This window comes from Antarctobacter sp. (assembly GCF_034670325.1).
Classification (GTDB): Bacteria; Pseudomonadota; Alphaproteobacteria; order Rhodobacterales; family Rhodobacteraceae; genus Antarctobacter.
In genome coordinates, this window is sequence record NZ_JAXMNR010000001.1 from 625,064 (window position 1) to 644,059 (window position 18,996).

Sequence of the window (18,996 nt, forward strand, 5' to 3'; positions counted from 1 at the left end):
ACAAACAGACCCGGCGCCCCCGTGCGCCCCAAACGCCCCGGCGCCCTCGCGCCCCAAACGCAAAGCGACCATGCCCAACCAGATCGCCTTCCTTGCACTGGCGGCAAGCCCGATCTTCGTGGCCGTGATGATGTCGCGGCTGTCGGTGGAGCGTGCCTTCATCTGGTCGATGATGCTGTGCTACCTGTTCCTGCCCGAACCACCCGCAGTCTTCGACTTTCCGATGATGCCGCCGCTGGACAAGCACAACATCCCGGCGCTGATGGTCTTTGCCATACTCATGACGCGGCGCGAGGCCAAAGGCTCTTTGCTGCCGGATTCCGTTCTGGGCAAGACGCTGGTCCTGACCTTTATCTTTTCCCCGGTCATGACAGTGATCAACAATGGTGAGCCGGTCTTTTTCGGCCTCGTCGGCCTGCCCGCGCTGGGTCTGAAGGACGCGGCAGCCCTTGTACTGGAACAATTCCTTCAGGTGCTGCCGTTCCTGCTGGCGCGTCAGCACCTTGCCACCGGCGGCGCACAAAAAGAGCTTTTGCGCGCGCTAATGATCGGTGGGCTGGTCTACGCCCCCCTCATGTTGATAGAGACCCGGCTTTCACCGCAGCTGAACAACTGGGTCTACGGCTATTTCCAGCACTACTTTGCCCAGACAATCCGGTTTGGCGGTTATCGCCCGATCGTGTTTTTGTACCACGGCATCTGGGTCGCCTTCTTTTTGATGACCTCTGTCGTTTCCGCCTATGCGCTCTGGCGCTGGCACAAGGGCAGCGGCCGGATCAAGCTGCTGGGCATGGCGATCTTTCTGACCTTGGTCCTTGTGATGGCCAAATCTCTGGGCTCGTTGATCTTTGTTGTGCTTCTGGTGCCGATGGTCGTTTTGCTGACGCCGCGCACGCAGGTGCGCATCGCGGTGTTGATCGGCGCCGTGGCGCTGGCCTATCCGCTGCTCAAGGGGGCCGATCTGGTCCCGCAGGAACGGATGCTGGAACAGGCCGCCAAGATCGATCCGGATCGTGCCGGATCGCTGCGCTTTCGCTTTCAGAACGAGGACAGGCTGCTGGAGCGGGCCTATATCAAGCCGGTCTTTGGTTGGGGCAGCTGGGGTCGCAACCACATCCTTGACCCCTATAGCGGTGCCATCCTGACTGTGACCGACGGGTTCTGGATCATCTCCATCGGCACCTATGGATGGATCGGGTTCCTTGCGCAATTCGGAACCCTTCTGTTGCCACTGGCCCTGATCTGGCGGGCGATGGGGCACCACCGCAATGACGCAATCTCCCCGTTTGTCGGGCCGATGTCCCTGCTTTTGGCCATCAACGTCAGCGACATGATCCCCAATGCCACGCTGACCCCGCTAACATGGCTACTGGCCGGGGCGCTGACCGGCTATGCCGAAAAACTCCGTCAGGCCGCGCCGACCCGTCGTCATGGCCATGCCACTCACACCGCCGGGGTTCGGCGGCGCACGGTGATGTAGAAAGGCTGTTATGACCCAAAGGCTTCGCGTGCTTCTGGTGGCGGATGAGTGCAATCCCGAATGGCCCTCCCTGCCCATCGTCGGCTACAAATACGCGCTTGAGATCGCCAAGCTGGCAGATGTAACCGTCGCCACCCATGTGCGCAACCGCGAGAACATCGAGAAGGCCGCGCCGGGCATCCCCTTTGTGTATATCGACAACGAATGGATCGCCTCGCCGATGTACCGGCTGGCCCGGTTGATCCGGGGCGGCGATGAAGTCGGCTGGTCGACCTCGATGATCTTCAACTATCTGCCCTATCTCGCCTTCGAACACGGAGTCTGGCGGCAGTTCCGCAATCCGCTGACTTCGGGCGGGTTCGACATCGTGCACCGGATCACGCCGATGTCGCCCACCCTGCCCAGTTGGCTGGCGCACAAGGTGCCGCAGCCGTTTGTGATCGGGCCGCTGAACGGCAACCTTGACTGGCCTCGGGCCTTCGCCGCCGAACAGGCGCGCGAAAAAGAAGGATTGCGCAAGCTGCGCAATGCGTACCGCTATCTGCCCTTTGCCCGCAGCACCTATGATGACGCCGCCGCCGTTCTTTGTGCCTTTTCCCACACCCGCGCCGACCTGCCGAGGGTCGAGGACGCGCGCATCGTCTCCTTCCCCGAGATCGGGTTTGACCCTGCGATCTTTCACGCGGCGGGGGCCGCCCCGGCGGGCAGCCGCGGCGAGGGGCGATTGAATTTTCTCTACGCCGGGCGCCTTGTCCCCTACAAACTGCCGGAATTACCATTGCGCGCCTTCGCGGCCTCCGACACCCTGCGCCGCCACCATTTGCACATCGCCGGGGACGGGCCGGAACGCCCCCGGATGGAGGCGCTGATTGCCGAACACGGGTTGCAAGACTGTGTGACGATGCATGGCCGAAAGTCGCAGGCAGAGGTCGCCGAGATGATGCGCGCCTCTGACGCCTTTGTCTTTCCCTCGATCCGCGAACTGGGCGCGGGCGTGGTGATCGAGGCGATGGCCTGCGGCTGTCAGGTCATCGTCGCCAACTACGGCGCGCCCGGGGATCTGGCCGCCGAAGGACGCGGCGCGCGAGTCGATATGGCGGGGTTCGACGCCATGGTCGATGGCTTCCGCCTAGAGATGGAGGCCTGTGTCGAGACACCGGCCAACGTGACCCAAACCGCAGCACGGGCAAAGACCTATGCCGACGACTTTTTCCTATGGGCGCGCAAAGGCGAAAAGACGCTTGCAGTTTATGACGCGCTGCTGGCTGGTGCGCCGCTCACCGGGCTGGGCTATTGACGGCGTTCACGACATCACGCCTTACGGTTCGTCCGTGGGAAACGGCACTGGACGACGCCGATACACGCGGGCCGCTGGAGGCGCGCCTTAGATTGCTGTTGACGCCCGCCGTTCTGGAACACCTGCCGCCCGGGTTTGGTCCCGACCCCGGGCCACAAGGCATGGACCGCTGGATCGCTCTCCGCCGCGAAAAGGCGCAGGTCAGCCTTATAGAACGTGACGCGGGATTGATCGGCCTGCTCTTTCTCTTTTCGCCCGAAGGCGAAGAGGGGCAGCACCTTGGCTACTTGCTGGGTGAGGCGTATTGGGGTCAAGGCTACGGCTCTGAACTGGTCCAAGGCGTTGTCGCACATATGCGGAACGGCCCGCCCCAATCCCTGCACGCCGGTGTCACCGTAGATAACCCGGCCTCTGCCCGTGTCTTGCTCAAGGCCGGCTTCAAAGAAGACATGGCCGACCCGAGGAATGGCATGCGCAGCTTTATCTATGCAGACGACAAAAGCACCCAGCCCAAGACCTGACGCGCCTTTGCGTTTCTTCTGTCCATTATGTTGAGGCGGGCAGCCGCCCCTTACCCGCCTGAAATCACCCGCGCGGGAACCCCGGCCACGGTGGCCCCGGCGGGCACATCCCGCGTCACCACCGCATTTGCCCCGATCACCGCATGATCGCCCACCGTCAACGGTCCGATCAGCTTGGCCCCCGCACCGATGTCCACATGTCCGCCCAGCACCACCGGTCCCGCCAGCGTGACCTGATGAAAGATCATGCAATTCACGCCAATCTTCGCGTCCGGATGTACGATGATCCCGGTCGGATGGGTCAGCCGCAGCCCGCCGCCTATTTCCGTCGTCAGGTGCAGCTCGCTCTGGCACATCAGCGACCAGAACCAGTGGTTCAGCACCCAATACCGCGCCATGATCCGGCCCGGAAGTCCGCGCGCCCGGCACGCCTGATAGCGACGCACCGCGCGGATCATCTTTTTGCCCGGTTCCCAAAAACGCTCGACCCGTTCCCGCGACCAGTCTGGCACGTCTGCCGATATGCCCGTATCCGCCATGTCCGCGTCAAAACCCGTGCTCTGCCATATTCCTGCCCTGAAATGCGGTATCCTAAGGGATATGGCAACACTCTGAGCGCAGACTGCCCCAAGGCAGGCCGCCGGACATCTCCGGAGAACCCGGAAGGACAGAAATGACGCTCGCGCCCGACGGACGAGGAAACCGCCTGACATGAGCGCGCAGGCGCATAACCCGCCCCCTTACCGGGGCGATATCGACGGGCTGCGCGCTGTCGCCGTGCTGGCCGTGGTGCTGTATCATTTTGGCCTGCCGCTTTTGGGCGGATTCGTCGGCGTCGATATCTTTTTTGTCATCTCCGGCTTTCTGATCGGTGGCATCCTCTGGCGGGAATATGATGCCACGGGCCGCATCAGCCTACGGAATTTCTACATCCGGCGCTTTCGCCGACTCGCTCCGGCCTTTTTCACCATGTTGCTGGTCACAACCGCCTTTGGTTGGGTGATCCTGCTGCCGTTCGAGTTTCGGGAATACGGCAAGGCGGTGATCGCCTCGACGGTCTACCTGTCCAATGTGCTGTTCTTTCGGCAAGCGGGGTATTTCGACACCGCGTCCGAGGATAAGCCGCTGCTGCACACATGGTCGCTGGCGGTGGAGGAGCAGTTTTATATCTTCCTGCCGTTGCTGCTGATCCTGCTGGCCCGCTGGCGCTGGGGGGTCATCGGGACGCTGGTGGCCTGTTGGGCGGCCTCGCTGGTTGCTTGCGTCCTGCTGACCCCGGTGTCGCATACCGCGACCTTTTTCCTGTTCCCCTTCCGCGCGTGGGAGCTGTTGTCCGGCGTCTTGCTGGCGATATGGGGACATGAACGCCGCAGCACGTGGCGCGGCCACCCGGCGCTGTCCGCCGTCGGGATCGTCATGGTCGGCGCGGCCATCTGGTTCACCCCGGCGGGGCCGCTGTTCCCCGGCCTGCTGGCGGTGCCGCCAGTCCTTGGAACGCTCTTGTTGCTCTCATCCGGGACGGGCGAGAACCCGGTCAACCGAATGCTGACCATGCCGGTGATGCGGTTTTTCGGGCTGATTTCCTATTCGCTCTATCTCTGGCACTGGCCGATCTACACGCTGGCCACAACGCTGCGCGCGGAGATGGCACTGCCGGAATCGCTGGTCTGGATGGCGCTGTCGGTCGGTCTTGGCTGGCTCTCATGGCGGTTTGTCGAACAGCCCGTCCGCCACAGCCGTCGCCTGACCGGACGCGCAGTGTTTGGCGGTATGGCGTTGGTCTCTACGGCCGCTCTGGCCGCAGGTTACGGCCTTTATGCCCGCGACGGGCTGCCGGAACGCTTTGGCGCGCAGGCGCGGGTGCATATCGCCGCCTCCGGCGACTTCCTCCAGGATTGGAGCAGGTGCCGCATCGCCGACAGCGGGCCGCTTGACGGGTTGGAGGTTTGCCCAATCGGACCGGACGGGCCCCCGCGCCTGCTGGTCTGGGGCGACAGTCATGTGCGCGCGATGAAAGAGGGGCTGGATGTGGCCGCGCATGAGGCAGCGGTGCCCGGGATCCTCATCTGGCGCGCGGGATGTGCGCCGCTCTTTGGCCTGCGCAAGGTCGAAAGCGCCGCCACCCCGGCGCAGGATACCGCCTGCACCCAAGCCAATATGCAAATCCGGCAGGCCCTGCCCACAATGGACAGCCTGCAGTCCGTGCTGCTGATCGGTCGGTGGAGTTATTACGCCACCGGTGAGGGCGTCGGCCTGAATGCCGATGACCGGATTGCGCTGTTCCCCACGGATCGACCCGCCTCGACCGATACGCTGCAACCGCAACTGCTGGCCGCAGCCGCGCGCGCCACGGTCGAAGAGTTGAACCAGCATATTCCCCGCGTCCTCGTATTGCGCCAACCTCCGGAAATTCCCTTTTACAACAGCCGCTTTGCCGCGCGGGAGGCGGCCCATGCCGGTTTGCCGCTGGCCGCGCCCGGGCATACCCAAGACACCGTTCCAGCGGCGGCCATCGTACTGCGCGCCACCCTGTCTGACGCGCCGTGGCTGCCGTTGGCCGAGGCAGACAGGATCACGTTCCTCGATACCTGGCCTTATTTCTGCACGGATGGGATTTGCTCTGCCGTCCAGCAGGGACAGGGGCAGTATTTTGACAACAACCACCTGACCAACAGCGCCGCGATCCGCATCCGCGAGGTGTTGCGACCAGTCTTTTCGCCGCTGGCGGGTGAGGTCTCCATGAACGGAGCCTCTGACGGATGACCTCGGTCTTTGACACGCATTGGGATGCCATCGTCATTGGCGCGGGCATGGGTGGCGGCACGCTGGGCCGCGCGCTGGCCGAGGCCGGCCAAAAGGTGCTGTTTGTGGAAAAGGGCGCACCGGGTCTGCGCAGCGAACGCAACGGCCTGACAGAGGTGTTTGTGCCAGAGGCGCGCACCGCGCGGGGCCTGTGGCCCGACCCGCTGCATGTCACGCTTGACGGGGTGCAGACCAGTTTCTTCGCGCCGCTGGGCAGCGGTCCGGGTGGCAGTTCGGTGTTTTACGCCGCCACGCTGGAACGCCCGGAACGACACGATCTGGACGAGGTGCCGGGGCAGCCTCATCCAACCGGCGGCTGGCCGGTGGGCTATGACGCCATGACCCCGTGGTACGACAAGGCCGCCACGCAATTCCGCGTCCACGGCACACCCGATCCGCTGTCACCCGAGGCCTCCATGCCGCTGGAGACCCCGCCGCCTCTGCACCGGGCAGAGGCCGCCCTGACCGATAGCCTGCGCGAGGCGGGCCTGCATCCCTATCGCACACATACCGGCATCGCCCATATCGGGGGCTGTGAGAATTGCCTTGGCCGCAAATGCCCCAAGGTCTGCAAGATGGATGGCCGCTCTGCCGGGGTGGAACCGGCGCTGGCCAGCGGCAATGCGCAGCTGTTGACCGGGGCACATGTCACGCGCCTGCACACGTCAGATGACCGCATCACCTATGCCGAGGTGCGCATCGGTGGCGAAATCCGACAGTTGCGGGCACATCGTTTCATTCTGGCTGCCGGGGCGCTGCATTCGCCGCGCCTACTGCTGGCCTCTGCGTCTGAGGGCTGGCCGAAGGGGCTGGCCAATCGGTCCGGAATGGTCGGGGGCAACCTGATGCTGCATGTCGATGAACGCTTTGCTCTCTGGCCAAAGCGCGGCACGCCGGACAGCGGCGCGACCAAGGCGATTTCCTTCCGCGATTTTTACCACCGTGAGGACATGCGGCTGGGATCGGTGCAGGCCATGGGCATCCGCGCATCTTATGGAGAGATGGTGCATTTCCTCAACCGGATGTTCGACCTGCGCGGACAGTCCCGCCTGCGCGCCCTGTCGCGGCCCATGGCGGGCGTTGCACAGGTTCTGCTGGGTCATGCGCATCTGTTCGTCGGGTTGATGGAGGATTTCCCCTACGCCCAAAACCGCGTGCTGTACGATCCTACGCAGCCAGAGAAACTTGCCGTTACCTACACGCTGACGGATGAATTGCGCGCCCGTCGTCGCGCCTTTCGCAAGGCCCTGAGGCGTGGGTTGCGCGGGCACCGGCACATGTTCCTGTCGATGACGCCGGAATTGAACTGGGGTCATCCCTGCGGCACGCTGCGGTTCGGGCATGATCCGACGACATCGGTCACCGGCGCGAACGGGCGGGCACATGATGTGAGCAACCTTTGGCTAGCGGATGCCAGTTTCATGCCGACCTCGATGGGGGTGAACCCCAGCCTGACCATCGCCGCCAACGCCCTGCGGGTGGCGGATCAGATCCTGAGGGACGGCAGATGACACAGATTACCCCAAAAGACGGCTTTGCCGTGGTCACCGGGGCCGGATCCGGCCTTGGCCGCGCGCTGGCGCAGCAACTGTGCGCAGAGGGGTTCACCGTGGTCGGCACAGGACGCCGGGCAGAGGCGCTGGAGGAAACCGCCGCGCTGTGCGGGGGCCGGTTTGACGCCATGCCTCTGGACGTGTCCGATTTCGACGCCGTGACAGAGGGCTTTGCCGGGATGACGCAGCGCCACGGCCCGATGGCCCTTTTGATCAATAACGCCGCCGTCTATCCCAAACGCGATGTGCTGGATGAAACACCGGACCGTTTTTGGCACAGCATGAAAATCAACCTTGGCGGCGTCTACGCCTGCTCATGGGCGGCCTTGCAGGACATGGCCCCGCGCGGCACGGGTCGTATCCTGAATGTTGCCAGCTATGCTGACTTTGCGCCCCTGCCCGCCTCTGCCGCCTATTCGGTGTCTAAAGGCGCGCAACGCATCCTGACGCGCGCGCTGATCGCCGACCTGTTTGACCGTTTCCCCGACATCGTGATCAGCGACTGGCTGCCGGGCGCGCTGGCGACGGGCATGGGCATTCCCGACGGATTGCCGCCCGAAGTGGCGGCACGCTGGGGCGCAAAACTGGCCCTGATGCGCGACGCAGGCCTGAACGGCACCATTTTTGAGCGTGACATGGAATTGCTGCCGCCGCGTGGACTCAAGTCAAAGCTGAAGGATGCGCTGCTGCTGCGCCGCCCACGGCCACGCCGCCTGTAATCAGTCGCGCCGATCCCGCAACCGCAGCAACAGCGACCGCAGTGCCAGACCGGGAAGCACAAGGGCGCATTTGGCATATCGCCCGGCCAGCCGCCTTGGGTCCAGCATCATACGCCACAGCCACTCCATCGCGATACGGCGCACCCAGTTGGGCGCGCGCTGCTGCGTCCCGGCAAAGAAATCCAGTCCCGCCCCGATCGAGGCAAAGCCGATATCCGGCGTGATCCTGCGCCCGGTGGCGGCAAAGCTTTCCTGTTTGGGCGCGCCCAGCGCCACGAAACACAGCCGCGCACCAGAGGCTGCAATCTCGCGCAGCATGTCCTGCGCCTCTGGCCCGGCAGGGTCGAACCCCATCGGCGGGGCAATCTGACAGACCACCTCCAGATCGCGCACCTCGCGCTCCAGATACTCTGCCGCTGCCGCCAGAACGGGCGCTCTGGAGCCAAACAGCGCCACGGTAACCCCTTGGGCCGCCGCAAGCCGCGCCAGCGGCAATATCGCCTCTGACCCGGGGATCAATGAGACAGGCCGCCCCGCCAGCCGCGACATCCAGACGATGGGATAGCCGTCGGCCACCACGAAATCCTGCGCCGCATATATTTCGCGGAACGCCTCTGACGCGTGCAGCTTGACGATATGATCCAGATTGATCGTCGCCAGCGCAAAACCGCTGCGCCGGGCAAACCGCTCGCGCACACGGGCCTCAAGAACGGCCCAAGTCGGCACGTTCACGGTGATCGTGTCGTCGCCTATTCGAAAATCCATGTGAACACCTTGCCCCCCTTTCCGCCATAGCGTGAAACCAACACCCTTTCAGTGCCCTTTACAGCACACATTGCAAGTTTCGAAACAACTGGTGCCGCGCTGCCGCAATTTTGCGATCCACGTCGAATTCCGGCCATGATTTCCTGCTAGGGATCTGGGAACCAAAGGCGGGCCATGGGTGGCACAGTGAAACCGATCAGCGCACAGGCAGCGGCCGGGGCGGGCTCAGGCGCGGCAGGACAGATTGTTCTGCTGGGCTGCGGCTTTGTCGCGGACCTGTACATGCGCGCGTTGCAGGCCATGCCGGGGATCAAGGTTGCGGGCGTCTGGGACAGCGATGCCGCGCGGCTTGCCGCCTTTTGCAGTCATTGGAATCTGACCGCCCGCGACGGTCTGGATACGCTGCTGGCGCAGGCCCCCGATGCGCTGGTCCTGAACCTGACCAATCCGAGTGCCCATTTCGAAACCTCGAAAGCCTGTCTTGAGGCGGGGCGGCACGTCTATTCGGAAAAACCATTGGCGATGACGGTTGAGGATGCCAAGGCCTTGCATAGGCTGGCGGCGAACAAGGGGCTGATGCTGGCCTCCGCCCCCTGTTCGGCGCTGGGCGAGGCGGCGCAGACGATTGGTCACGCGTTGCGCACCGGCATCGCGGGCACGCCGCGCCTGATCTATGCCGAGCTTGACGACGGTTTTATCCCGCAGGCGGCCTATGACAAATGGCTGACAGAGTCCGGTGCGCCCTGGCCCTATGAGGATGAATTCCGCGTCGGCTGTACGCTGGAACACGCGGGCTATTACCTGACCTGGCTGATCTCATGGTTCGGGCCGGTGCGTACGGTGGTTGCCGCCTCTGCCGAGACGATCCCGGACAAGCAGGGCACTGGCCCCTTTGCGCCGGATTTCTCAACCGCCACGCTGTTTTTTGAAAACGGTCCGGTGACCCGTCTGACATGTTCCATCGTGGCCCCACATGACCACGGCATCCGCATCGTCGGGGACAAGGGCGTGCTGAGTTGCAAGGCCGCTTGGGACAACGCCGCCAAGGTCCGCTTTGCCCGGCGGATCACCCTGCGCCGCCGGTTGATGGAACACCCGTTCCCGCGACCGATCCGGCTGAAACAGCCCACTCACCCCAAGGTCAAACGCTGGGGCGCGGCGGCCATGAATTTCATGCTTGGCCCGGCCGAGGTGCTGGAGGCGCTGCGCGACAATCGCCCTTGCCGGATGTCGAACGATTTTGCCCTTCACCTGACGGAAGTGACTTTGGCGATCCAGAACGCGGGCGAGACACGCGGCGCACAGCGTATGACCACCACGTGTGATCCGATGGAGCCGATGCCATGGGCGAAGTGAAACCGGAGCCATATGAGACTAGCGAAGTGAAACCGGAACCTTTGCAATGCGCAATGTAGCTCGCATCCTGATCACCGGGGCCAATGGCTTTGTCGGCAGCGCCTGCGTGGCCGAGGCGCGCAGGCGCGGGATAGAGGTGACGGCACTGTATCGCCGCGCGCCTTTGGCAGTATGGGCCAACGATCCCGGCATCCGGCCTTTGCAGGCTGACCTGTCTGACCCAGCCACATCAGCGGCGTTGTGCAATGCCATGTCCGGAGCGCAGGCCGTGATTCACGCCGCCGCGCACCTTGGCGGCGACGCGACCAGCCACGCGCAGGACACGCTGCGCGGGACGCAAACCCTTCTGGACGCGATGGCCGGCAGCGGCTCGCGGTTGGTCCTTGTCTCCTCCATCGCGGTTTATAACACGATGCAGGTGGCCCCCGGCGCAGCGCTGGACGAAACCGCGCCGCTGGAAAACGCTGACCACGCCCGCGACGCCTATGCCGCCGCCAAGTTGCGGCAGGAACAGATGTGCCGTGCGGCTGGTCTGCCGCTGTGGATCCTGCGGCCGGGCGCGGTCTGGGGGCCGGGCCGAACGTGGAACGCGCTGCTGGGGTTCTGGGCCTCGAAACTGCATGTCCAGATCAATTCAGGGGGCGAACTGCCCCTGACCCATGTGACCCACACCGCTTGGGCGCTGGTCGAGGCGGCAACGCGCGCGCCGCAAGGCACGCCAGTCCTGAACGTGCTGGACGACGACCGCCCCACCCGCGCCCGTTTCCTGCGCGCCCACAAACGGATGACCGGCTGGCCACGGCTGACCCTGCCTGTCCCATACAGCCTCTGGATCGCTCTTGTCCGCCTGCTCAAACCGCTGTCTGCAAACCTCCCCGGTCTGTTCCGTGAACCCATTGTCCGCGCCCGACTGATGCCGCTGACATGGCCCAACACGGCGCTGCGCAGCACGCTGGGCGGTGAGGATACCGACACGTTTGAGGGCATGCTCACCCGCTCATTGGGGGGCAACCCATGACCTTGCCAAAGCTGGCCTACCTGACCGGCGAATACCCCCGCGCCTCTGACACCTTCATTCAACGTGAGGTCGCCGCCCTGCGCGCGCTGGGCCATGAGGTAGAAACCTGTTCGATCCGCACCACTGGCGCGGAACATCTTGTCGGCCCGGAACAGCGCGCCGAACATGCCCGCACCTTCAAGGTGCTGGAGGCCTGCAAACAGCCCACGGCGCTGATCCGCGCGCACCTGAGGTGGATGCGCAAACCCGCCCGCTACATGCGCGCGCTGAAACTGGCATGGACCACGGCCCCGAAAGGGTTCAAGGGACGGCTGTACAACCTGATCTATTTCCTTGAGGCCGGAGTTCTGGCGGCGCATCTGGCAGACAACGGTGTCGACCATCTGCACAACCACATCGCCAAGGCGTCCTGTACCGTTGCCATGCTGGCCAGCACGCTGTCGGGCATCCCCTACAGCTTTACCATTCACGGACCGGACATTTTCTTTGAGCCACACCACTGGCGCATCGACGAAAAGGCTGCGCGGGCGCGTTTTGTCGCCTGCATCAGCGATTTCTGCCGCTCACAACTGATGTGTTTCGCCGATCAGGCGCATTGGGACCGCTTTCATATTGTCCATTGCGGGGTAGAGCCTGACCGCTACAAGCCCACCGACCACGAGACAGAGAAATGGGTGACGGAGCTGGTCTTTGTGGGTCGTCTGGCGGCGGTCAAAGGCGTGCCGCTGCTGCTGGACGCCCTGCGCCGCTTGTTACAGCCACCCACCTCCGACGACCCGCACCATGCCTTTGACGAACCGCCCGCCATACACCTGACCATCGTCGGGGACGGCCCGGACCGCGCCGCCTTGGAACAACAGGCAGAGGGGCTGCCCGTCACCTTCACCGGCTACCGCAGCCAGTCCGAGGTGGCACAGATCCTGTCAAAGGCCGATATCTTTGTCTTGCCCAGCTTTGCCGAAGGCTTGCCCGTCGTGTTGATGGAGGCAATGGCCGCAAGCGTGCCCGTGATCACAACCCGCATCGCAGGGGTGCCGGAACTGGTAACCCACGGTTATAATGGTCTGCTGGTGCCGCCGGGCAACGCAACCGCGCTGCGCGCCGCAATCGATACACTGGTGAGCGACCCCGACCTGCGAAGCAAAATGGGCGCGGCCGGACGGGACACCGTAAAGGCCGATTTCGACATCGCAAGCGAGGCAAGGAAACTGTCGTGGCTGTTTGAGGAATACGCCGCAGGGCGGCAACCCCGGTGGACACGGTTATGACCGGAACACCCGTCGACGTTGTCCTGATCGGGCGCAATGAGGGCGCAAGGCTGATAGCGGCACTGGCCTCTGTCCAAGGGCAGGCGCGGCAGGTGGTCTATGTCGACTCCGGCTCTACCGATGACAGCGTGACCGAGGCCCGCAAAAGCGGGGCCACTGTAGTCGCGCTGGATATGTCGATCCCCTTTACCGCCGCGCGCGCGCGCAACGCCGGGTTTGACGCGTTGGACGACCCGCAGATCGTGCAGTTTCTGGATGGTGATTGCAGCCTTGTGCCCGGCTACCTCGATGCGGCCCGCGCCCATCTGGAGGCGCACCCGGAACTGGGGATGGTGACGGGATGGCGCGCGGAAATCCATCCGGAGGCAAGCGCCTATAACCTGCTGTGCGACTGGGAATGGCATCGCCCCGCCGGTCAAATCCTCGCCTGTGGCGGCGACATGATGGTACGGGCAGAGGCATGGGCCGGGATCGGCGGTATGAACCCGCAGGTTATCGCGGCCGAGGATGATGAGGTCTGCACGCGCCTGCGCAAGGCGGGATGGCAATTGGAACGCCTGCCTCTGAGGATGACACGCCACGATGCCGCCATGCGCAGCTTTGGCCAGTGGTGGCGGCGCGCGGTGCGTACCGGCCACGGATTTGCGCAGGTCGGGCACTTGCATCCAGAGTATTTCCGCACCGAACGCCGCCGCGTGCTGGTCTTTGGTTTGATCTTGCCACTTCTGTTTGTCATTGGCCTTTTTGCAACACTGCTGCTCAGCCTTGCGGTTCTGGCGCTCTATGTCGTCAGTCACCTGCGGTCGATCCGCGGGCTGCGTGGCGACGGGCTGTCGCGTCGCGATGCAGGCAAACTGGCGGTTCTTCTGACCCTGTCCAAATTCCCCAACCTGCTTGGCATGGCGAAATTCCACGCGCGACGCCTCTCTGGCGCCGATATGCGTATTATCGAATATAAATGAGGTCTTAGAGATGCCCACCCCCATTCGCGTCGGTCTGATCGGGGCCGGATACATCGCCGACTGGCACGCCGAGGCGCTGAAGGCCACTCCCGGCGTGCAGATCACCGCCGTCTGCGATCTGAGCGAATCCGCCGCCCGCGCCCTTGCCGATCCGCTTGGCGCGAGGGTGTTCACAACTGTGCAGCAGTTGATCGATTCGAAGGCCTGCGACGCTGTCCATATCTTGACGCCGCCAAATATACATAAGGATATAGCGACTCAGTGCCTTGTGGGCGGATTGCACGTGCTTGTGGAAAAGCCTGTGGCTGAATCCGGCGACGAGGCGGCAGAAATCCTTGCCGCAGCCGACTCCGCAGGCCGCCGATTCCACCCCGGTCACAACTTTCTGGGCCTCCCGTCCTACGAAAGGATGAAGGCCGCGATGCTGTCCGGTGACTATGGCCGCATCTCTGGCGCAGAGATCACTTGGGCGCTGCCATTGTCGCCATTGCGGTCCGGTCCGTTCAATCTGTGGCTGCTACGTCAGCCGAAAAACCTGTTGCTGGAACTGGGTCCGCATCTGGTCGCATTTGCCCATGACTTGTTTGGGGATGTGGAAATCCTGCACGCGCAGGCCGCGCATCCCGTTACCCTGCCGGGGGACGATCCGCGCCCGCAAAGCTTTCGCATCCTCGCCCGCGCGGGCCATGTCGAGATCACTTTTGCCATCGCCATGGTCGAGACGGTCGATGACAGGTCGGTCACGCTGCGCGGGTCCTCTGCGCGGGCGCGGCTGGACTATGCGCAGGACGTGCTGGTGGTGGAACGTGAGAACGCCGCCGATCTGGTGGCCAATCCTCTGAAGAAACAGATGGAACTGTCCCGCCAGCACCGGCGCGTGGGCCTGTCCAACGCCCTGACGCAGTTGAGGTCGCTAAACACCCAGAACCCCTATGGCCGCAGTTTTCGCGGCATGAACGCGGCCATTTACAGCGCGCTGGCAAATGGCGGGGTGCAAGACCCCCGGTTCTCCGGCCAAAGTGCCGTTGCCGTCATGCGCACCATCGACGCGATGATCGCAAAACTGCCCGCCGAGGTACTGCAAACCGCCGCCCCCGCCGTGCAGACGCGTGACCCGAAACCGACCGCGCTGGTCATCGGCGGCACCGGCTTTATCGGGCGGGCGCTGACCCGGCGGCTGGTGGCGGACGGGCGCGACGTCCGCGTGCTGTCTCGGGGCAAATCCGGCCCCTTCCCCGATCTGCCCGACAGCGTGGAAACCGTCAGTGCCTCGCTCCATGATCTCGACGCGCTGACAGCGGCGATGCAGGGCATCGAGGTGGTCTTTAACCTTGCCAAGTCACGGGACGACACATGGGCCGACTGCCTGAAAAACGACGTCGGAGTGGCCCTGCGCATCGCCATGGCATCCGAGCAGGCAGGCGTGAAGCGGCTGATCTATACCGGCACCATTGCCAGCTATGACATGTCCGATCCGAATATGCAGATCACCGAGGACACCGGCTTTGCCGAGGACATGACGGATCGAAACCTGTACGCTAGGTCCAAGGCCGAATGCGAGCGCAAGCTGATGGAACTGCACCGCAGCCGTGGTTTGCCGCTGGTCATCGCGCGTCCGGGCATCGTTGTGGGGCATGGCGGGCCACTACAGCACTGGGGTATCGGGCGCTGGCACGGCGCGGGCGCGGTGCGCATCTGGGGCCACGGGCGCAACATCCTGCCTTTTGTGCTGATCGACGACGTGGTCGACGGTCTGGTGCGCATGATCGACGCGCCAGTGGTCGGGCAAAGCTTTAACCTTGTGGGCGAACCGATGCTGTCGGCGCGCGGGTACTTTAAAGCCATCCACGAGGTGCTGGGCGCGAAAATCCGCGTTGTTCCGGGCAATCTGAACGCGTTTTATGCCTCTGACGCGGTGAAATACCTGCTCAAGAAATACGCCCTGCGCAAACCGGGAGTCATCCGCCCGTCGCGGGCCGACTGGCAAAGTCGGGCACATTTCTCACCCTTCGTGAACAACCACCCCAAGCAGGTTCTAGGCTGGCAACCGGAAACCGAAAAACAGCGCTTTGTTGAAAACGCGATCACAAAGGCCAATCTCTTTGGCTTCTAGGGCACAGCGGCGACGGCCCGTGCAATTGGTGAACAATACCGGCGAATCCACCTTATTCTGGTCAAATTTGGCTGATTTATAGGGTGCAACGTCTGGGTCCATTCGGGACTTTCGACAGTTTTGATAGGGTCGGGTCGGGTCATGAGCCGGGACAAGGGAACAGGTCGGTCAGCGGCGCAGGGCAGTGGCGCGGACTGGTACGTCGCGGAGCAAAGGGCATGAACATGATGGACAGCCCAAAATTCAGGCGCAAACGCACCTCTGCCACGGGCGCACGTCCGGCGGATGACGCGCCGTCGCCTGTCACCCCTCTGGCAGAGGCCGCGCAGGAGGCCGCTCGCATCCGCGAAGCGGCGGCAGAACAGGCCCGTGCCGAGGCAGAGGCGCTGCGCGTCGCGGAGGCTGCCGCACAGGCAAAGGCTGAGGAAAAAGCACGCCGCAAAGCGGACCTTGAAGAACGCGCCCGGGCCGAAGCCCTGCGCCGGGTCAAGGCCGCGCGTGCGCAACGTGAGGCTGACGCCGCCAAAGCCCGCGAAGATGCCGAACGGCAAGAAGCGGAGCGTCAGCGCCGCGAGGCCGAAGAGACCCGCCACCGTCAAGAGGCGGCCGAGGAGGCCCGACATGCCGAGGCACAACGTCGCGAAGCCGAAAAACGCATGGCTGAGGCCGTCGCCAGACGTGACCAAGCCAAGCGCCAAGCCGAAAAACGCGCCGCCGCCGCCCAGCGCGAGGCAGAGCAAAAGCGCCGCGCCGAAGAGGCCGAGGCCGCCAGAATTGTCCTCGAGCAGGAACGTGCTGCCGAGGCAGAGAAAGCGCGCATAGCCGAAGAGGCGCATCAGGCCGAACAGCGCCGGATCGAGGCCGAGGCGCGCGCCGCCGAAGCGCGCCGCCTGGAAGAGGAGCGCCGTGCCGAAGACGCAGCCCGCCGCAAAGCCGAGGCTGCCGTTCCCGTTTTGCCGCTGACCGACATGGTCCCCGTCACGCGCCAACCGGATCCACCGGCTGCCACGACTCTCGCCGAAAAACCTGTCGCGGATGTCGATACCGCCTGGGCCGCGCTGCCCGAATTGACCGTCGAAAAGGTGCACCTTGCGCGCAACCGGATCATCACCGCCTCGCGTGAGGACCCGGCTCACGGCGCATTTGACGTCTTGCGCACCCGGTTGTTGCAGGCCCTGTCGGAAAACGGCTGGCGGCGAGTGGCGATCACCTCGCCCGGCAAGGACTGCGGCAAGACGTTTACCGCCGCCAACCTTGCGATCAGCCTGTCACGGCAGGAAAACTGCCGCACGCTGCTGATGGATCTCGATATGCGCCGACCCAGCCTGCACAAGGCTCTGGGCATCAATGACCCGGGATCGGTGGGCGACATGCTGCGCGGAATGACCCCGCCAGAGGTGCATCTGCGCCGCATGGGTCGCAACCCGGTCAACGCCGGTCGCAACATCGCCTTTGCGCTGAATGACCGCGCCGAGCCCTATGCCTCGGAACTGTTGCAGGACCCGCGCAGCATCGAGACGCTGCGCGCCATCGAGGATCACTATGCCCCGGATGTGGTGCTGTTCGACCTGCCGCCTGCACTGTTCTACGACGATGTGATCGCCGCCCGCCCACTGTTCGACGGCGTGCTACTGGTGATCGGCGGTGGCCTGACAACCGAAAGCGAAGTCTCGGAGGTGGAGCGCCGTCTGGGCGACACGATGCCGATACTGGGCATGGTGCTGAACAAGGCCGAAGGTACTGACATCGGTCGTTATACCTACTAGACCGACGTCGTCAGGCCGCCTTCAGGGTCGGATCACGCGGGGCAGGAACCGTTCGGCGAAACCAGCCAGAACCGGCGAGCGTTCCCAGATCAGCCGCAAACCCAGACCGGCAAGGGCAAAGACCGCCAGCAGCTTGGCCATCAGTTTCAGCCCACCCCGGCTGCGATCCTGCCGGGTCGCCACCAACGGAATAGACACCACCGGCTGAATGCCCAGCACCCGTTCCATCTGTGCCGCCGTGCGGATCACCGGGTTCATCGTCTCGACCAGAAAGGCGGCGGCAAGCCCGGCCAGCAAGCTGGCAACCCCGCCCATCAGGGCCAGTTTCTTGCGGCTGCGCGAAACCGAGAATTCGGGCGGCAGGGCGGTCTCCAGCGCCTCGAACCGGTCGGTCGCCTGACGGTCCTCCAGCATTTGACCCAGTTCCGCCTCGGCCTTGCGCCGGGTGATCACCTCATACTGCTCCTGCAGTTTGGTCATCTCGCGTTCCAGCCGGTTGAACTCTCGCTCGACCTCAGGCGCACCCTGGATCAGCCTCTCGATCTCTGTGATGCGCGAGGCGATGAGCGCCTTTTGCTCCTGCAAAGCCCCAATCTGACGCCGCCGCACGTCATCCCGCGTCCGGTCGCTGGAGGTTTCGATGGTCAGGATCTGTTGGTCCAGATCCAGATCGGTGGCCCGCAATGTGCCAAGCTGGGTGCGCAGGTCCGCCACACCAGAGGGCAGTTGTTCGGCATTGTTGCGCTTGAACTCGGCAATGCGGCCTTCAAGCGCTTCGATCTCTGCCCCGACGCGCAGGTCTTCGGCGGCGAAAAAGTCAAAGGTATCGCGTGCACGGCTGACACTGCGCGAACGCGACTGGTCAATCACAAGCTGCATCAAATCGTTGGCCACATCCGCCGCCTTGTCCGGATCGTCCAGCCGGACCGTGATCATCAGACCCGAGGGCGCGTTGCCGCCCGGCGCAAAGGTCTGCGCCTGACTGACGAGTTGCTGAATGCGGACGGCGTCGCGCATCCACCCCACGCGCTCTGTCATGGTCATCGCCGGATTGTCGGCAAACAAGGTGTGCTTTTCCATCACTCGCACAAGGTTGTCGCGCGCCATCAGGCGTTGCTCAATCAACCGAATTCGGCGGGCAGCGTCCGTATTGGTGGCAAGCGCCCCGGCCAATTGGTCAGGCACCTGCGCATCTTCGATCTGCACAACGGCTGTTGCCTCGTACGCCTTGGATTGGCCCAGCGCGTAATACAACGAGGCAAGGCACCCCAGAAAGGTCACGACAAGGATCAATAGCGCCCGGCGCCGGAGCGCCGCGAAAACTTCGCCAATCGACTGAAACTGCATCATTCCAAAATCTCCCGCAAAACCGCCCC

General features: G+C 63.9%; 15 protein-coding genes. 12 read left to right on the forward strand and 3 right to left on the reverse strand.

Annotation, left to right across the window (positions count from 1 at the left end; all coding sequences use genetic code 11):
* Positions 1-70: 70 nt before the first annotated feature.
* From VOI21_RS03095 to VOI21_RS03105, 3 genes are read left to right on the forward strand one after another with little or no spacing between them, the layout of a single operon-like run.
* A complete protein-coding gene (locus VOI21_RS03095; protein ID WP_323767577.1) occupies positions 71-1,480 on the forward strand; it encodes a hypothetical protein in 1,410 nt (469 codons plus the stop codon).
* A gap of 10 nt (positions 1,481-1,490) precedes the next feature.
* The gene (locus VOI21_RS03100; protein ID WP_323767579.1) at positions 1,491-2,777 is read left to right on the forward strand and encodes a glycosyltransferase; all 1,287 of its coding nucleotides are present in this window, start codon (positions 1,491-1,493) and stop codon (positions 2,775-2,777) included.
* Positions 2,774-3,298 (forward strand): GNAT family N-acetyltransferase, encoded by a 525-nt coding sequence (locus VOI21_RS03105; RefSeq protein WP_323767581.1) that lies wholly within the window; start codon positions 2,774-2,776, stop codon positions 3,296-3,298. The genes VOI21_RS03100 and VOI21_RS03105 overlap by 4 nt, the downstream gene beginning before the upstream one ends.
* A 50-nt stretch (positions 3,299-3,348) precedes the next feature.
* Here the strand turns inward: VOI21_RS03105 and VOI21_RS03110 are convergent, their stop codons facing one another.
* Complete coding sequence (locus tag VOI21_RS03110) at positions 3,349-3,837, reverse strand: serine acetyltransferase (protein WP_323767583.1); 489 nt, start codon at positions 3,835-3,837, stop codon at positions 3,349-3,351.
* A 172-nt stretch (positions 3,838-4,009) separates the two neighbouring features.
* Between VOI21_RS03110 and VOI21_RS03115 the strand changes: the two genes are divergently transcribed.
* From VOI21_RS03115 to VOI21_RS03125, 3 genes are read left to right on the forward strand one after another with little or no spacing between them, the layout of a single operon-like run.
* Positions 4,010-6,061 carry an acyltransferase family protein gene (locus VOI21_RS03115; RefSeq protein WP_323767585.1) on the forward strand — a complete coding sequence of 684 codons (2,052 nt, stop codon included), beginning with the start codon at positions 4,010-4,012 and terminating at the stop codon, positions 6,059-6,061.
* On the forward strand, positions 6,058-7,611 hold the full coding sequence (locus tag VOI21_RS03120) for a GMC family oxidoreductase (RefSeq protein ID WP_323767587.1): 1,554 nt from the start codon (positions 6,058-6,060) through the stop codon (positions 7,609-7,611). The genes VOI21_RS03115 and VOI21_RS03120 overlap by 4 nt, the downstream gene beginning before the upstream one ends.
* The gene (locus VOI21_RS03125) at positions 7,608-8,372 is read left to right on the forward strand and encodes an SDR family oxidoreductase (RefSeq protein ID WP_323767589.1); all 765 of its coding nucleotides are present in this window, start codon (positions 7,608-7,610) and stop codon (positions 8,370-8,372) included. The genes VOI21_RS03120 and VOI21_RS03125 overlap by 4 nt, the downstream gene beginning before the upstream one ends.
* Here VOI21_RS03125 and VOI21_RS03130 read toward each other — a convergent pair whose 3' ends face one another.
* On the reverse strand, positions 8,373-9,137 hold the full coding sequence (locus VOI21_RS03130) for a WecB/TagA/CpsF family glycosyltransferase (protein ID WP_323767591.1): 765 nt from the start codon (positions 9,135-9,137) through the stop codon (positions 8,373-8,375).
* A gap of 174 nt (positions 9,138-9,311) precedes the next feature.
* Here VOI21_RS03130 and VOI21_RS03135 point away from each other — a divergent pair, with 174 nt between their 5' ends.
* From VOI21_RS03135 to VOI21_RS03160, 6 genes are all read left to right on the forward strand, one after another.
* On the forward strand, positions 9,312-10,493 hold the full coding sequence (locus VOI21_RS03135) for a Gfo/Idh/MocA family oxidoreductase (protein WP_323767593.1): 1,182 nt from the start codon (positions 9,312-9,314) through the stop codon (positions 10,491-10,493).
* Between the two features lie 46 nt (positions 10,494-10,539).
* Positions 10,540-11,511: an NAD-dependent epimerase/dehydratase family protein gene (locus tag VOI21_RS03140; RefSeq protein ID WP_323767595.1), complete on the forward strand. Its 972-nt coding sequence runs from the start codon at positions 10,540-10,542 to the stop codon at positions 11,509-11,511.
* Positions 11,508-12,779: a glycosyltransferase family 4 protein gene (locus VOI21_RS03145; RefSeq protein ID WP_323767597.1), complete on the forward strand. Its 1,272-nt coding sequence runs from the start codon at positions 11,508-11,510 to the stop codon at positions 12,777-12,779. Before VOI21_RS03140 ends, VOI21_RS03145 begins: the two co-directional genes overlap by 4 nt.
* Positions 12,776-13,741, forward strand: a complete 966-nt coding sequence (locus VOI21_RS03150) for a glycosyltransferase (RefSeq protein ID WP_323767599.1) — start codon at positions 12,776-12,778, stop codon at positions 13,739-13,741. Before VOI21_RS03145 ends, VOI21_RS03150 begins: the two co-directional genes overlap by 4 nt.
* A gap of 10 nt (positions 13,742-13,751) precedes the next feature.
* Positions 13,752-15,854: an NAD-dependent epimerase/dehydratase family protein gene (locus tag VOI21_RS03155; protein ID WP_323767600.1), complete on the forward strand. Its 2,103-nt coding sequence runs from the start codon at positions 13,752-13,754 to the stop codon at positions 15,852-15,854.
* A gap of 224 nt (positions 15,855-16,078) precedes the next feature.
* Positions 16,079-17,620: an exopolysaccharide biosynthesis protein gene (locus VOI21_RS03160; protein WP_323767602.1), complete on the forward strand. Its 1,542-nt coding sequence runs from the start codon at positions 16,079-16,081 to the stop codon at positions 17,618-17,620.
* Positions 17,621-17,641: 21 nt separating this feature from the next.
* On the opposite strand, the gene VOI21_RS03165 is transcribed toward VOI21_RS03160, so the two are convergent.
* Positions 17,642-18,970 (reverse strand): Wzz/FepE/Etk N-terminal domain-containing protein, encoded by a 1,329-nt coding sequence (locus VOI21_RS03165; RefSeq protein WP_323767605.1) that lies wholly within the window; start codon positions 18,968-18,970, stop codon positions 17,642-17,644.
* Positions 18,971-18,996 lie beyond the last annotated feature (26 nt).

What these genes read in the sequence shown, in the direction of transcription:
- VOI21_RS03140 (WP_323767595.1), top strand. Translation starts at nt 10,540, where the DNA reads ATGCGCAATGTAGCTCGCATCCTGATCACCGGGGCCAATGGCTTTGTC.
- VOI21_RS03165 (WP_323767605.1), bottom strand. Translation starts at nt 18,970, where the DNA reads ATGATGCAGTTTCAGTCGATTGGCGAAGTTTTCGCGGCGCTCCGGCGC.
- VOI21_RS03135 (WP_323767593.1), top strand. Translation starts at nt 9,312, where the DNA reads ATGGGTGGCACAGTGAAACCGATCAGCGCACAGGCAGCGGCCGGGGCG.
- VOI21_RS03160 (WP_323767602.1), top strand. Translation starts at nt 16,079, where the DNA reads ATGATGGACAGCCCAAAATTCAGGCGCAAACGCACCTCTGCCACGGGC.
- VOI21_RS03120 (WP_323767587.1), top strand. Translation starts at nt 6,058, where the DNA reads ATGACCTCGGTCTTTGACACGCATTGGGATGCCATCGTCATTGGCGCG.
- VOI21_RS03115 (WP_323767585.1), top strand. Translation starts at nt 4,010, where the DNA reads ATGAGCGCGCAGGCGCATAACCCGCCCCCTTACCGGGGCGATATCGAC.
- VOI21_RS03110 (WP_323767583.1), bottom strand. Translation starts at nt 3,837, where the DNA reads ATGGCGGATACGGGCATATCGGCAGACGTGCCAGACTGGTCGCGGGAA.
- VOI21_RS03125 (WP_323767589.1), top strand. Translation starts at nt 7,608, where the DNA reads ATGACACAGATTACCCCAAAAGACGGCTTTGCCGTGGTCACCGGGGCC.
- VOI21_RS03100 (WP_323767579.1), top strand. Translation starts at nt 1,491, where the DNA reads ATGACCCAAAGGCTTCGCGTGCTTCTGGTGGCGGATGAGTGCAATCCC.
- VOI21_RS03145 (WP_323767597.1), top strand. Translation starts at nt 11,508, where the DNA reads ATGACCTTGCCAAAGCTGGCCTACCTGACCGGCGAATACCCCCGCGCC.
- VOI21_RS03150 (WP_323767599.1), top strand. Translation starts at nt 12,776, where the DNA reads ATGACCGGAACACCCGTCGACGTTGTCCTGATCGGGCGCAATGAGGGC.
- VOI21_RS03095 (WP_323767577.1), top strand. Translation starts at nt 71, where the DNA reads ATGCCCAACCAGATCGCCTTCCTTGCACTGGCGGCAAGCCCGATCTTC.
- VOI21_RS03155 (WP_323767600.1), top strand. Translation starts at nt 13,752, where the DNA reads ATGCCCACCCCCATTCGCGTCGGTCTGATCGGGGCCGGATACATCGCC.
- VOI21_RS03130 (WP_323767591.1), bottom strand. Translation starts at nt 9,137, where the DNA reads ATGGATTTTCGAATAGGCGACGACACGATCACCGTGAACGTGCCGACT.